The organism is Accumulibacter sp., assembly GCF_016789985.1.
GTDB lineage: Bacteria > Pseudomonadota > Gammaproteobacteria > Burkholderiales > Rhodocyclaceae > Accumulibacter.
In genome coordinates, this window is record NZ_JAEUOL010000011.1 from 1 (window position 1) to 13,695 (window position 13,695).

The following is a 13,695-nucleotide window of genomic DNA, read 5'->3' on the forward strand; positions in this document are numbered from 1 at the left end:
CTTGCCGGCCGCCTTGTCGGTGACGGCGAAGACGATCGCCACCTGCGCATACTTGCCGGTGGTGATGAACTGCTTGACGCCGTTGAGGATGAAATGATCGCCGTCGCGGTCGGCCCGGGTGCTGATCGCCGCCGCGTCCGAGCCGGTATGCGGCTCGGTGAGGCAGAAACAGCCGAGCATCTCGCCGCGTGCCAGCGGTTTGAGCCAGTTTTCCTTCTGCTCGTCACTGCCATATTTCATGGTGATGCCGCAGGCCAGCGAGTTCTGTACGCTGACGATGGTCGAGGTGGCGCCATCGCCGGCGGCAATTTCCTCGATCACCAGCACCAGCGACATATAGTCCATGCCGGCCCCGCCCCACTGTTCGGGGACCACCATGCCGAGCGCGCCGAGTTCGCCGAGCTCACGCAGGGCGGCGGACGGAAAGGTGTGATGGCGATCCCATTCGGCGGCGAAAGGCGCCAGGCGCTCCTGCGCGAAATCACGCAGCGAGTCGCGGATCATTTCCTGTTCCTGTGTCAGGATCATGCGGTTTTCTCCTTGCTGACAATGCCGGCGGCGAGGCGTGCGCCGGCGTAATTGGTGATGACAACTCCGGTGATGACCAGCGTGCCGCCAGCCAGCACCGCGAGACCGAGACGCTCGTCGAGCAGCAGCGCGCCGAGGATGACGGCGCTCACCGGAACCAGATTGATGAATGCCGCCGAGCGGGTCGCACCGATTCGCTGCACGGCTTCAGCGTACCAGGTGAAGGCCAGTGCGGTGCCGAACAGTCCCAGGAAGACGATCGCAATCCAGCCACGCCAGGTGGTCTCCGCCAGAGCGAAGAGCGAGCCTTGCCAGAGCGCCGCGCCGGTGAGCATCAGCCAGCCGGTGAGGCTGGCACCGAAGGTCATCGCCAAGGGAGACAGAGAGCGCGTGCCGCGCCGGCCAACGAAAGTGTAGATCGCCCACAGCAGGCTGCAGCCGATGATCAGCCATTCACCGAGACCGATCTGACCGGAGATCAGCAAGCGCGGATCTCCGTTGGTGACGACGAGCAGACAACCGAACATCGCCAGCCCGATCCCGAGGGCCTTGGTCGGCGACATGGTGGCGCCGCAGAACAGCCAATCGCTCGCCGCTACGACGGCTGGCGTCAGCGCGACGACCAGCGCCCCGCGACCGGCCTCGATCACCTTCAGCCCATAGAGGAAACACAGGTTGTAGAGGAAGATGCCGGTGGCGCCGAGGGCGGTGAGCGTCAGCCACTCCCTGGGCGTCCAGTTCCGCCAGCCTTCGCGGATCACCATCAGAGCGCCGAGCACCAGCGCGGCCAGCAGGAAGCGCCAGCTTGCCACGGCCAGCGGGGCAGCCTGACTGACCGCAACGCGCCCGGCAATCCAGGTGGCTCCCCAGATGATCGCGGTGGCGACCAGTTTGCCGTAGGTGGCCCCCGTGACGGCCAGCCGGTGGACGCCTGTACTCACCCTCCACCCGCCACGCGCCAGACAGCACCGGCAGCGCACCGTCGGAAAAGCGGTAGTGCGCGGAGGGGCATGACGGGCTTCAAAGGCATGACGCGTTCAGATCTGCAGCGCATCGAGGGCAGCAATGTACTTGGGCAGCAAGTCCTCACTCTGGTGCACCGTGAAGCCCAGATCACGCATCAGCCCGTCCTTCAGACCATAGATCCAGCCATGCACGGTGACCGGCTGGCCGCGCTGCCAGGCGTCCTGCACGACACAGGTCTGGCAGACATTGGCCACCTGCTCAAGCACATTGAGCTCGCACAGACAGTCGTGCTGTCGCTCGGCCGGCAGGGCGTCGACCAGCGCCAGATGCTTGTCGTGGACGTCGCGCACATGCCGCAACCAGATATCGACCAGTCCTGCCCGGTCACGGTTGAGCGCCGCCTTGACGCCACCACAGCCATAATGGCCGACAACCATGACGTGTCTGACCTTCAGGACATCGATTGCGAACTGGATCACCGACAGACAGTTGAGATCGGTATGCACGACGACGTTGGCCACATTGCGGTGCACGAACAACTCACCCGGCAGCAGGCCGACGATCTCGTTGGCCGGCACCCGTGAGTCCGAGCAGCCGATCCACAGATATTGCGGTGCCTGCAGTTGTGACAGCTTGAGGAAGTACCGCGGATCCATTTCCTGCATGCGGCTCGACCAGGCGCGATTGAAGTCGAACAGGTGGAAGAGGTGCTCGTTGGCGACCTCCTCTTCCGACCAGTTTTCGAGGTCAAGGGCCAGGAACATGGTGCCTTCGAGCGGCGTCTGGTAGTAGGCCGGTGTTTCCGTGAAGCCCATTTCGCGGTACAGTTTGACCGCCACGCGCATCGCCGGCAGCGTGTCGAGGAGCAGCTTGCGGTAGCCGAGCTCCTTGGCCGCACGAATCGTCGCCAGCGTCAGATCGCGACCGATTTCATAACCGCGATGCCGCGGTTCGACATAGAGCCGCTTCATTTCTGCCAGACCAGCCGAGAAGGGGCGCAGGCCGACACAACCGGCCGGCTGGCCATTGCGTTCGGCGTAGAAGAGACGGCCTTCAGGCGCCGAGTAGGCCCCGGGCAGCGAGGCCATCTCCTGTTCGAAATCCTGGAACGATAGATCGACACCGAGCCAGGCAGCGTAATTGCGGAAGAACTGGCGCACGTTCTCGATCGCGGTGCTGTCTTCGGCGGTCAGGATTCGCAAGGTGCTGGTCATGAGCATTCAGGGCAGGGACGAGATTGGATTGGACAAGGCTGGCAGGCGACGGGCAGCGGCAAGCGCCGCGCTGCCGTGCCTGGTCGAGCGAAGCGCCCGACCGGCCATGGTACGCTACAGCGTCTCGGCAAACAATTCTCGACCGATCAGCATGCGGCGGATTTCCGAAGTACCGGCACCGATCTCATAGAGCTTGGCGTCGCGCCACAGCCGCCCGGTCGGATATTCGTTGATGTAACCGTTGCCACCGAGGGTCTGGATCGCCTCGCCGGCCATCCAGGTCGCCTTCTCTGCCGCGTAAAGGATTGCGCCGGCAGCGTCCTTGCGTGTCGTTTCGCCGCGATCGCAGGCCTGACCGACCGCGTAGACGTAGGCGCGGCAGACATTGAAGGTGGTATACAGGTCGGCGATCTTGCCCTGCATCAGCTGGAATTCGCCGATCGACTGACCGAACTGCTTGCGGTCATGCACGTAGGGCAGCACCAGGTCCATCACCGCCGCCATGATGCCCAGCGGACCGCCGGCCAACACCGCGCGCTCGTAGTCCAGGCCGCTCATCAGCACGCGCACGCCGCCGTTCAACTGGCCAAGCAGGTTCTCCTCGGGCACCTCGCAGTCGTCGAAGAAGAGCGGGTAGGTGTTCGATCCGCGCATGCCGAGCTTGTCCAGCTTGGAGCCGCAGGAAAATCCCTTCATTCCCTTTTCGACGATGAAGGCACTGATTCCACGCGGACCGGCATCGATGTCGGTCTTGGCGTAAACCACCAGCGTGTCGGCGTCGCCGCCATTGGTGATCCACATCTTGCCGCCATTCAGGATGAAACGGTCATCCCGCCGATCAGCGCGCAGCTTCATGCTGACCACGTCCGATCCGGCATTGGCTTCAGACATCGCAAGGGCTCCGACATGCTCGCCGGAGATCAGCTTCGGCAGGTAACGCTCTTTCTGACCCGCCGTGCCGTTGCGGCGAATCTGATTGACGCACAGGTTGGAATGTGCCCCGTACGACAGGGCGACGCTCGCCGAAGCACGCGAGATTTCCTCCATGGCGACAATATGCGCCAGGTAGCCGAGCCCGCTGCCGCCGTATTCCTCCTCGGCGGTGATGCCGAGCAAGCCCATCTCGCCGAGCTTTCTCCACAGGTCGGCGGGAAACCGGTTGTCGCGATCGATCGCCTCGGCACGCGGCGCAATCTGGTTGGCGGCAAAGGCACGCACACTGGCACGCAACATGTCGACGGTTTCGCCATGGGCAAAGCTCAGGCTCGGATATTCCATCTCTCTCGCTCCTCGATCAGGGTTTGGCGGGTTGTTCTTGCTTGCCGTGCACGGCGATGATCGTCTGCTGCATCAACGCACAAAGCATCTTCCTGCCGTGCTTGACGGCAAATACCTCGGCCCTGGTGACGATCAGTGTCCTTCCGTAGCGGACCACCGAGCCCTCGGCGATCAGCAACTGCCCTTCGGCGGGCGCCAGCAGGTTGAGCTTGTATTCGACCGTCAACACGCTGGTTTCGTGGCCGGTCAGCGTGCTGGCGGCGTACCCCGCCGCCGAATCGGCAATCATCCCGACCACACCTCCATGGATGTAACCGTGCTGCTGGGTGATTTCCGGTTTGTGTGGCAGGTGAATCTCGGTGTAACCCGGCTCGATTACCGGCATGCTGGCGCCGATCAGGGTCATTGCCGGCTGGCGTGCGAAACTGGCGCGGACGCGCTCAGCGAAGTGGGGGTCCTGGGTCTTGTGCATGGTCGCCATTTAAATTGACGTTGACGTAAACGTCAACTGTTTTCCTGGAAACTGCTCACGCCGTCCGACCGACGCCTGCCGCTTCGTCTGCCGCGCGCGTCAGCAGCAGTTCGCGGCACTGCTCCTCGAAAGCAGACACCTCCTGCAGCAGGGCTTCGATGTCTTCGCGCTGCTGCTGCAGCGCCACCTTGCGTTGCGTCAGACCGGCCAGAAACTCGGTCAGCTGGGTATTCTGGTCGCGTGCCGTATCGTACATGCCGATCAGATAGGCGATCTCGGCCAGGCTGAAGCCGAGGCGTTTGCCGCGCAAGGCGAGTTTCAGGCGGGTACGGTCACGTCGGGTGAAGATACGTGTTCGCCCTTCGCGCTGTGGCGCGAGCAGGCCCTGATCCTCGTAGAAACGGATCGTTCGTGGCGTGATGTTGAACTCTCGCGCCAGATCGGAAATGCTGAAAGTTGTTGGCTGGTCCACCACAGGGCTGTTCGGCTCGGGATCGCGTGTAGAATGGGACGCCCTTGCGGCTGCCTACTGCCAGCGTCCAGGCAGGCCAGTTTATAGATTCCAGAGGTTTTTACAATCCGCTCCCCGATGCTGCCCGACTACCCGTTCGCCACTCCCCCCGCGGCCGGAGACACCTTCGAGGTTTCTCCGGGTGTCCATTGGTTGCGCATGCCGCTGCCGTTCGCCCTGAACCACATCAACCTCTGGCTGCTCGAAGACGAAGGCGGCTGGACGATAATCGATACCGGTTTCGCGCTCGACACGGTCAAGGAGTGCTGGCGGACCATCCTCGACCGTCTACCGGCAAGCGCGCGCGGCGGACGAATTTTGCGCATCGTCGTCACCCATTTCCACCCCGACCATATCGGTCTGGCTGCCTGGCTGCAGCAGCGCACCGGCGCGCCGGTATTCATGACGCTGGGCGAGTACCTGACGGCACATGCGGTGTGGCATGAGGTGGGCGGACACGGCAATCCGCCGATGCTCCGCCAGTTCCGCGCGCACGGCCTCGATGTCGAGCGCTGTGCCGCGCTCGAACGCCGCAGCGGCACCTACAAGCGCGGCGTGCCGAGCCTGCCGGAGCACTATCATCGACTGTTCCCCGGCGACGAACTGTCGATCGGCGGCCATCGCTGGCAGGTACGCATCGGCTTCGGACACTCGCCCGAACACGCAGCGCTCTACAGCCCGGACCTCGGCGTGCTGATTTCGGGTGACATGCTGCTGCCGACCATCTCGACCAACATCAGTGTGTTCGCCGTCACCCCGCATGCCGACTCGCTGACCGATTACCTGCAGTCGATCGACCGCTATCGCGAGATGCCCCCGGCCACCCTCGTCCTGCCCTCACACGGGTTGCCGTTTTACGGCATCGCGTGCCGCGTCGATGCGCTGCACGCCCATCACGAGGAGCGCCTGTTGCTGCTCGAGGAGCACTGCGCCGAACCACGCAGCGCGGCCGACTTGCTGGCCACGCTGTTCCCCAGGGAACTCGACACGCATCAGACGATGTTCGCCATGGGTGAAGCGATCGCCCACCTCAATCGGCTCGAGCAGGCGGGTCGGCTACAGCGCAGCGTGGACGGCAACGGCCAGGTTCGCTTCGTCAGGAGAGGCCAGGATTCCAGCCCGCTCGCCAGCGGCCGCCATCCAGCGGTCGTCGGCACAAGTCAATACCGGACGAGTGGCCGCTGAGCAGCGCTCGCGGCACCCGGCGCAATCCACCGCCACCCGGCCGGCACGAGCCGCTCCGCCGGCCAGTGCCGTACGGCCGACAGCAGCGCGACCTCACTGCCGGCGATCGCTTGGCGTAGAATGGCTGCATCATGAGCGCGACGCCACTTCCTGACTACGCAGGCGGCAGCCTGGTCAATCTGATGCAGAGCATCGCCACCGCCTGCGGCAGCAGCGACAGTCACTATCCGCAACTGTCCGGCCTGAGCGCTACAACCCTCGCCCGAGCAAGACATGTGCTACTGCTGGTCATCGACGGGCTCGGACTGCGAACGCTGACCAGGCACGGCCGCAGTCCGCATCTGCAGCGCCACCTGGCCGGCATCATGACTTCGGTCTTCCCGTCAACCACGGCAAGCGCCATCGGTACGGTGATGAGCGGCCTCGCGCCGGCACAACACGGACTGACCGGTTGGCACATGCACCTGGACGAGATCGATCAGACACTGTCCATCCTGCCGCTGACACCCCGGCTCGGACCGCCACGGCGGCTGCCGGAACAACTGCCGCCACAGTTGTTCACCCATCCGTCGCTCTTCCAGAGGCTGACGCGCGAATCCTGGGTGATGGCACCGCGCAGCATTGCCGGCAGCCCCTTCAATACCTGGCACTCGCGCGGAGCACAGAGCGTTGCTTACGCCTCCCTGCCTGAAATGTTCGCCGGCCTGACCGGGCTGTTGCAGGAGACGGCCCGGCCGCGCTACATCTATGCCTACTATCCCGATCTCGACAGCTACTCGCACCACTACGGGACCGACAGCCGGCAGGCGCAGCAAACGCTGGCCGACCTGGACGCCGGCTTCGGCAAACTGCTGCACCAGGTACGCGGCAGCAACACCTGGCTGCTGGTTACCGCCGACCACGGTTTCATCGATTCGCCACCGCGGCGGGTCATCTGTCTCGACGATCATCCGCGGCTCGCCGGCCTGCTGCAACGGCCCCTGTGCGGCGAACGCCGGGTCGCCTACTGCTACGTCGCAGCGCCGGACCGACCGGCATTTGAAGCCTACGTACGCGGCCATCTGGCGCGCGCCGCTCACCTCTACCCCAGTGAACGCCTGATCGCCGCCGGCTGGTTTGGCCCGCCGCCCTATCATCCGCGACTGGCGTCCCGAGTCGGCGACTACACCCTGGTGATGAAGGACAACTGGACGATCAAGGATTGGCTGCCCGGCGAGCGGCGTTTCGCCATGCTCGGCGTGCATGGCGGCACCAGTGTCAACGAGATGCGCATCCCGCTGGTCGCGCTTCATGTCTGACCACGGGCGCATCCGGCCAACACCCCAGCCATGCTGCCTCTTTCACGCAGGAGTTCCCAATGACCAACGACAAGACCGCCCAAACGGATCGCCTGATCGCCAATGCCGTCCGCAACCGCATGACCCGCGAGACGGGCTATCGTGAACAGGCGCTGAAGATCTATCCCTGGATCTGTGGTCGCTGCGGTCGCGAGTTCACCCACGTCAACCTGCGCGAACTCACCGTCCATCACCGCAATCACAATCACGACGACAACCCCGGCGATGGCAGCAACTGGGAGCTTCTATGCCTCTACTGCCACGATAACGAACATGCCAGACAGCTGGATGCCGCCGCCGCACGTCAGGCCGGGATCGGCTCTCCGGGCTCGACCAGTCCCGCACCGGCAACCGCCCAGCCCTTCGCCAATCTGAAAGACCTGCTGCAACGCAAATAGGGAATCCCCCGCCGTCCCGCCAGCAACAGCCGAACACCGATGATCGCCCAAGTGGTGCGCACAACGACCACCACCAGCGCTCGCTGGCAGGCAGAACCCGGTCCCTTGCCGGTTCATTGCGGGCGTCGATCAAGCCGCCAGCGGCGGCAACCGGAAAACACGTGTGGAGCCAAGGCACGCATGACCAATCAGTCGAGCTTCAGCATCCTGGAGGACATCGCACGCGATCTGTCGGGCGAGGTGGTTTCATTCCCGACTTTCCTCGACATCACCTTCCAGGTGCGCACGGCACTGAAAAACCCGAATCTGGCGATCGACCAGCTGGGCACGCTGATCGGTGCCGAGCCTTTGATGAGCACCAAGATCATCCGCCTGGCCAACTCGGTGGCAATGAACCGCAGCGGACGAACCATCGTCGACCTCAACAGTGCGATTTCACGTGTCGGCATGGAATCCGTGCGAACGCTCTCCTTTGCCGTCGCCATGGAGCAACTGCTCAATTCGAAGAAGATGGCGCCATTCGAGGCCTTCTCGCGCCGACTCTGGGAACACACGGTTCACGTCGCCGCCCTGTCGCGTGTGCTGGCCCGTCGCCTGACCCAGGTCAATCCCGACGAAGCCTTGTTCGCCGGCCTGGTCCATGACATCGGTGTCTTCTATCTGATGTCGCGGGCGGTCAATTTTCCTGAACTGGTCACCGATACTGCTGAGCTGGAGCAATTGCTGGTGCACTGGCACGACCAGATCGGACACGCCTTGCTGGCCGCCATGGGGCTACCCGAAGAACTGCTGCTCGTCGTTCAGGAACATGAAGTGGAACGCAAGGTGGACAGCCTGAAGACGCTGTCCGACCTGATCTTCGTCGCCAACCGGCTGGCCGGGATCAGGCACGGATGGCGCAACCCGGCGCTCGCCGGGTTGCCCGATCCGACCACCAGCTGCCAGTTCTTCGACGCCGAGGCACTGAACACGCTGCTCGCCGAGTCGGCTGAAGATGTCGCCTCGCTGAAGGCGGCACTCGGCGGCTAAGGCGGCCGGCATTCCAGAAACCCCGGCGGAACCGATCTGCCAGCCTCCCGACCAGCGCTACAACCGGCGAATCTTTTCCAGCAAGCCGGTCGTCGATGTCTGATGGATGAAGGGCAGGGACAGCACCTTGCCACCCCAGCCGCCGACTTCCCGGTTGCCGACGATGCGCCCGACCGGCCAGTCCCCGCCCTTCACCAGCACATCCGGCCGGCAATCCAGGATTCGTTGCAACGGCGTGTCTTCCTCGAACCAGGTGACCACCGTCACTGCCTGCAGCGCGGCGATGATTGCCAGACGATCGGCCAGCGTGTTTACCGGCCGGTCATCACCCTTGCCCAGACGCCTGACCGAGTCATCGGAATTGAGGGCGACGACCAGCGCGGCGCCGAGAGCACGCGCCTCGGCGAGAAGACTGACATGCCCACGGTGCAGGATGTCAAAGCAACCGTTGGTAAAAACCAGGGGGCGCGGCACGACAGCAACGCGGCCGGCCAATTGCTCTGGGGCAATGATCTTGCTTTCGAAATCCAGCCACTTGCTCGAGTGCTCTGCAGTGGGATCGGGCATGTCTCGTTCCGGCAAAGTGGCGTATCGTAACGCTTTCGTGCTGTCGGGCGAAGTGTCGGTGATGCAACCACCACGGTCAAGGCAAGGCTTCGTTCCCATACCGTGGCAGGTGTCGCCAGGTGGAGCATTGCGCCACACGAACCGCTTTCATGTCGTTTCGCATCTGAAGCCACGAGATCAGGCCCATGCAACGCCCCTACCCTCTGCACATTCACATCTCGACCCTCTTCCTGGCGCTGATCCTTGTCGTCGGTGGAGTACTCGGAGCCATTGGCTATCGTCTGAGCGTCGCCTTGCTGGAAACCTCGGCGGGCGACCTGACCGAACGCATCAGCCGTGCCGCCCTGCTCGAAATGCGTCGGATCATCGAGCCGGCCGAGGTGGCCACCCGTCTGCTCAGTCTGCAGCGAGTGACCGAGGCGACCACCCTTGAGCAACGACTCGACAGCCTGGAATTCGTGCGCCAGGCACTCGACAGTTCGGCGGCACTGTCTTCGATGTATGTCGGCTACGGCAACGGCGACTTCTTCCTGCTCGGCCGGATCGGTCACGGCAGCGAAATCGAGGCGGCCAGAGCGCCCAGCGGGGCGCACTATGTCGTGCAGAGCATCGAACGCAACCGGGACACGCCCCGTGGACGCTTCATTTACCTGGATGACAACCTGAAAATCCTGCGCCAGGACGATCGCCCGGACTACGTAAGGGCCTTCGACCCGCGGCAGCGGCCCTGGTTCACCCAGGCCATGGCATCGTCACAGCAGATCAAGACAGCGCCCTACCTCTTCTTCACCAGCCGCAGGGTCGGCACCACGCTGGCCAACCGCACCGGCAACGGAAGCACCGTGGTCGGCGCCGACATCCTGTTGCACAGTCTCGGCGAGATACTCGCCAGGCAAAAGATCACGCCGCACAGCGAACTGGTCCTGGTCAACTCGGAGGGCCATGTACTGGCCTATGAACACCCCGACAAAATGGTTCCGAGGTTCCCCGAAGCCAGCGGCAAGCCATCCCTGGCAAGACTCGACGAACTCGGGGCGCCAGTGCTCGTACCGCTCGTGCAAACGCTGCGCGACATGCCGGACAAGCAGACGGAGAGGCTCGCCGTGCAGGTCGTGGGCGACAAATGGCGCGTCTCGATCAATCGCCTGATGCTCGAGGGCGTACCGCCGCTCTACCTCGTCACCGCCATCCCGGAAAGCGAGCTGATGGCCGGAGCCAGACAGCTCATCCGGCACTCGGCGATCGCCACCCTGGTGGTATTGCTGGTGACCGCCCCCCTGACTTGGTTGCTGGCGCATGGGGTTTCCCGCTCATTGGGCAACCTGGCCGATGAGGCCGAGGCAATCCGCCACTTCGAGTTCTCGCGGCCGATCGCCGTCCGGTCTTCGGTCAAGGAAGTCGCCGAACTGGCGGTAACCATGGAAGGCATGAAGCGCACGATCCACCGCTTCCTCGACATCACTCAGGCAGTTGCCGCCGAGCAGAATTTCGATCGCCTGCTGCCGCGCCTGCTGGCCGACACCCTCACCGCTTCCGGAGGACGTGCCGGCGTGCTCTACCTGGTCGAGGGCAATGCGCTGAAACCGGCGGCAGTGCTCAGCGATTCCGCAGCGTCCGTGGTCGGTGAACTGCCTGCGCTGGACCTCCGGCATGGCGGACCTCTGCTCGGCGCCGCGCTGGCCGACCAGGTCGCCCTGGCCGACCGCTTGCAGCCGGAGGATATCGCCTGCCTGGGTCTGAACAGCATCGGCCAGGCCCAGGCGACGTATGCGATCGCCGTGCCGCTGCTCAATCGCAACACCGAACTGGTCGGCAGCATGATCCTGCTCGGCGATACGGCAACCGACGCCAGCCACCTGAGCTTCGTCAAGGCGCTGTCGGCATCGGCCGCCATATCACTCGAAAGCAAGGCGCTGATCAAGGCCCAGAAGGACCTGTTCGAGGCCTTCATCCGGTTGATCGCAGCCGCGATCGACGCCAAGAGCCCCTACACCGGCGGCCACTGCGCGCGCGTTCCCGAGCTCACGAAACTGCTTGCCGGCGCTGCCTGTGCTGCGACCAGCGGTCCTTACAGGGACTTCGCACTGACCGAGGAGGACTGGGAAGCGCTGCATGTCGCCGCCTGGCTGCATGACTGCGGGAAGGTCACCACACCCGAATACGTGGTGGACAAGGCGACCAAGCTGGAAACCATCAACGATCGCATCCACGAGGTGCGCATGCGCTTCGAGGTGCTCAAGCGCGACGCCGAGATTGGCTGCTGGCGGGCAATTGCTGGCGGTGAAAGCGAGGACACGGCGCACACCCGTCTGACTGCCGAGTGGCGGCAGATCGACGACGACTTCGCCTTTGTGGCGAGTTGCAACGAGGGTGGCGAATTCATGGCGGCAGAACGGATCGCCCGTTTGCAGTCGATTGCCCGCAGGACCTGGTTGCGCACCCTGGATGACCGGATCGGCATCTCGCCGGAGGAGAAGCTGCGCAAGGCGCAAACACCGGCGCCCGCACTGCCGGTCGTCGAAACGGTGCTGGCCGACAAGCCGGAGCATATCTTCCCGCGGCGGGCGCAGGATCGCATACCCGAGGACAACCGCTGGGGGTTCCGGATGACTGTCCCCACACAGCTCTACAACCGCGGCGAACTGTACAACCTCTCGGTTGCGCGCGGCACCCTGTCGGAGGAGGAGCGCTACAAGATCAATGAGCACATCGTGCAGACCTTGATCATGCTCTCGCAACTGCCTTTCCCCAAGCATCTCCGGCAGGTGCCGGAAATCGCCGGCGGACACCACGAAAAAATGGATGGCAGCGGCTACCCGCGCCGGCTGCGCTGCGAGGAGATGAGCCCACTCGCGCGCATGATGGCCATTGCCGACATCTTCGAAGCCTTGACCGCGATCGATCGACCGTACAAGAAGGGCAAGACGCTGCACGAAGCCCTCACCATCATGTCCCGCATGCAACAGGAACAACACATCGATCCGGAACTGTTCGCCCTTTTCCTGCGCTCCGGCGCCTATCTCGATTACGCGCGCAGATTCATGCAGCCGGAACAGATCGACAGCGTAGACATCGATCGCCTGCTCAACCCCAACGCTGGCTGAGTACGCCTTTGCAGGAACAGGCGGCGCCATCATGGCGCCCGCAGGATATGCTGCGACAGGCCGGCAGGCGCACGGTGCGCCTGCCGGCCTGTCAGGATTCTTTACACCAGCGGCCGACCGATCGCCCGCCAAGCCAGGCAGCGCAGTGTAAACGCCTGATCAATAAAATGTATTTATATATAGGCATGGTCCTTGCTTACTCTTTGGGGACTGAACCCGGAGCTTTGGCGAGCAGCCACGCGCAGACCGTAACTCCGAGGCCTTGCGCAGAAATCACCCCGCGTTCTGCCTGTGCAAAGCCGCAGAGCATCTCGGAGCGCCTCGAAAATGGCACCGAGCACATTGATTAATAAGCAGTATAGGCAAGTCTCTCGGGCAACCCGGTGACTCGTGTCGGACAGGTCTGCTCGCCTGGGGAAGGTTTCCTGACTGGTGCGCAGGCATCCGATGATCACGGCAGGGAGTAGCGAGCGCCAAAACAATTAATTTTAATGATTCATGAATCATATTTAATTTCTATTCATGGTCAATTTTCTTTCTTTCCTGCTTGTCAGACCGTTCCCGGTTTTCGGCCAAGCTTGCGCGCCGTACCGACCAGTGGTCGCAGCCTGCCGGTGGACAGCCTCGCCCGAAGTGCAGCAGTACGTCCTCGCCTTCTCCCAACATGTCGGCCCCCACCGCCGAGTGGCAGACGGCTGGCCAACCCTTCCCATGCTATGCGGTTAACCCGATGGACACAAAAATCTGCGTCAAATGCAAACAGGAAAAGTCGGTGCTGGATTTTCACAAGAACTCGCGCAGCTCGGACGGGCTTCATTCCTACTGCAAGGAGTGCAACAAGGCGCAGGCCCTGGCCCACATCCGCGCAGAGAAGGCCAGAAAAGCTCTTCTGCGAGCCGCCCGGAAGGCAGCCACGACCACCTCGAACAGATGATCCAGGCACGCGAAGCGGCTGTCGTCGACCACGCGCCGGCGGACGAGTCCCCTCAACTGCCCCTTTCCCAGTACTGGGGATCACCAAAAGCAGTCTTGAGCTGATCGATGAACAGACGCACGCGCAAGGGCAGATGCCGGCGCTGCGGGAACACGGCGTAGATACCCACCGG

Annotated in this window: 12 protein-coding genes and 1 pseudogene; 5 read left to right on the forward strand and 8 right to left on the reverse strand. The window is 63.4% G+C overall.

Features of this window, described 5'->3' with window-relative positions; genetic code table 11:
• From JNK99_RS00700 to JNK99_RS00725, 6 genes are all read right to left on the reverse strand, one after another.
• A partial coding sequence (locus tag JNK99_RS00700) for an acyl-CoA dehydrogenase family protein (RefSeq protein ID WP_291847171.1) occupies positions 1-528 on the reverse strand: 528 nt, incomplete at its 3' end.
• Positions 525-1,469, reverse strand: coding sequence for a DMT family transporter (locus tag JNK99_RS00705; protein WP_291847174.1), 945 nt, complete (start codon positions 1,467-1,469; stop codon positions 525-527). The genes JNK99_RS00700 and JNK99_RS00705, both read right to left, overlap by 4 nt.
• 96 nt (positions 1,470-1,565) lie before the next feature.
• Positions 1,566-2,708, reverse strand: a complete 1,143-nt coding sequence (gene can / locus JNK99_RS00710; RefSeq protein ID WP_291847176.1) for a carbonate dehydratase — start codon at positions 2,706-2,708, stop codon at positions 1,566-1,568.
• A gap of 114 nt (positions 2,709-2,822) precedes the next feature.
• Positions 2,823-3,986 (reverse strand): isovaleryl-CoA dehydrogenase, encoded by a 1,164-nt coding sequence (locus tag JNK99_RS00715; RefSeq protein ID WP_291847179.1) that lies wholly within the window; start codon positions 3,984-3,986, stop codon positions 2,823-2,825.
• 16 nt (positions 3,987-4,002) lie between these two features.
• Complete coding sequence (locus tag JNK99_RS00720; RefSeq protein ID WP_291847181.1) at positions 4,003-4,458, reverse strand: PaaI family thioesterase; 456 nt, start codon at positions 4,456-4,458, stop codon at positions 4,003-4,005.
• Positions 4,459-4,513: 55 nt separating this feature from the next.
• Complete coding sequence (locus JNK99_RS00725; protein WP_291847183.1) at positions 4,514-4,930, reverse strand: MerR family DNA-binding transcriptional regulator; 417 nt, start codon at positions 4,928-4,930, stop codon at positions 4,514-4,516.
• A gap of 117 nt (positions 4,931-5,047) precedes the next feature.
• Between JNK99_RS00725 and JNK99_RS00730 the strand changes: the two genes are divergently transcribed.
• The 4 genes from JNK99_RS00730 to JNK99_RS00745 all read left to right on the forward strand — a co-directional run bounded on the left by JNK99_RS00730 (position 5,048) and on the right by JNK99_RS00745 (position 8,918).
• Complete coding sequence (locus JNK99_RS00730) at positions 5,048-6,154, forward strand: MBL fold metallo-hydrolase (RefSeq protein WP_291847187.1); 1,107 nt, start codon at positions 5,048-5,050, stop codon at positions 6,152-6,154.
• Positions 6,155-6,285: 131 nt separating this feature from the next.
• On the forward strand, positions 6,286-7,452 hold the full coding sequence (locus JNK99_RS00735) for an alkaline phosphatase family protein (protein WP_291847190.1): 1,167 nt from the start codon (positions 6,286-6,288) through the stop codon (positions 7,450-7,452).
• Between the two features lie 59 nt (positions 7,453-7,511).
• Positions 7,512-7,889, forward strand: coding sequence for a YajD family HNH nuclease (locus JNK99_RS00740; RefSeq protein WP_291847192.1), 378 nt, complete (start codon positions 7,512-7,514; stop codon positions 7,887-7,889).
• Positions 7,890-8,069: 180 nt separating this feature from the next.
• On the forward strand, positions 8,070-8,918 hold the full coding sequence (locus JNK99_RS00745) for an HDOD domain-containing protein (protein ID WP_291847193.1): 849 nt from the start codon (positions 8,070-8,072) through the stop codon (positions 8,916-8,918).
• 57 nt (positions 8,919-8,975) lie between these two features.
• Here JNK99_RS00745 and JNK99_RS00750 read toward each other — a convergent pair whose 3' ends face one another.
• On the reverse strand, positions 8,976-9,485 hold the full coding sequence (locus JNK99_RS00750; RefSeq protein WP_291847196.1) for an adenylyltransferase/cytidyltransferase family protein: 510 nt from the start codon (positions 9,483-9,485) through the stop codon (positions 8,976-8,978).
• A gap of 185 nt (positions 9,486-9,670) precedes the next feature.
• Here JNK99_RS00750 and JNK99_RS00755 point away from each other — a divergent pair, with 185 nt between their 5' ends.
• Entirely contained in the window at positions 9,671-12,589 is a 2,919-nt protein-coding gene (locus JNK99_RS00755) for an HD domain-containing phosphohydrolase (RefSeq protein ID WP_291847200.1), read from the forward strand.
• Positions 12,590-13,575: 986 nt separating this feature from the next.
• Here JNK99_RS00755 and JNK99_RS00760 read toward each other — a convergent pair.
• Positions 13,576-13,695, reverse strand: a pseudogene (locus tag JNK99_RS00760) (LysR family transcriptional regulator); the annotation flags it as partial.

Bases quoted from the DNA above. Each gene is read 5' to 3' on its own strand.
- JNK99_RS00750 (WP_291847196.1), bottom strand. From the start codon at position 9,485: ATGCCCGATCCCACTGCAGAGCACTCGAGCAAGTGGCTGGATTTCGAA.
- can (WP_291847176.1), bottom strand. From the start codon at position 2,708: ATGACCAGCACCTTGCGAATCCTGACCGCCGAAGACAGCACCGCGATC.
- JNK99_RS00735 (WP_291847190.1), top strand. From the start codon at position 6,286: ATGAGCGCGACGCCACTTCCTGACTACGCAGGCGGCAGCCTGGTCAAT.
- JNK99_RS00740 (WP_291847192.1), top strand. From the start codon at position 7,512: ATGACCAACGACAAGACCGCCCAAACGGATCGCCTGATCGCCAATGCC.
- JNK99_RS00745 (WP_291847193.1), top strand. From the start codon at position 8,070: ATGACCAATCAGTCGAGCTTCAGCATCCTGGAGGACATCGCACGCGAT.
- JNK99_RS00715 (WP_291847179.1), bottom strand. From the start codon at position 3,986: ATGGAATATCCGAGCCTGAGCTTTGCCCATGGCGAAACCGTCGACATG.
- JNK99_RS00755 (WP_291847200.1), top strand. From the start codon at position 9,671: ATGCAACGCCCCTACCCTCTGCACATTCACATCTCGACCCTCTTCCTG.
- JNK99_RS00730 (WP_291847187.1), top strand. From the start codon at position 5,048: ATGCTGCCCGACTACCCGTTCGCCACTCCCCCCGCGGCCGGAGACACC.
- JNK99_RS00720 (WP_291847181.1), bottom strand. From the start codon at position 4,458: ATGCACAAGACCCAGGACCCCCACTTCGCTGAGCGCGTCCGCGCCAGT.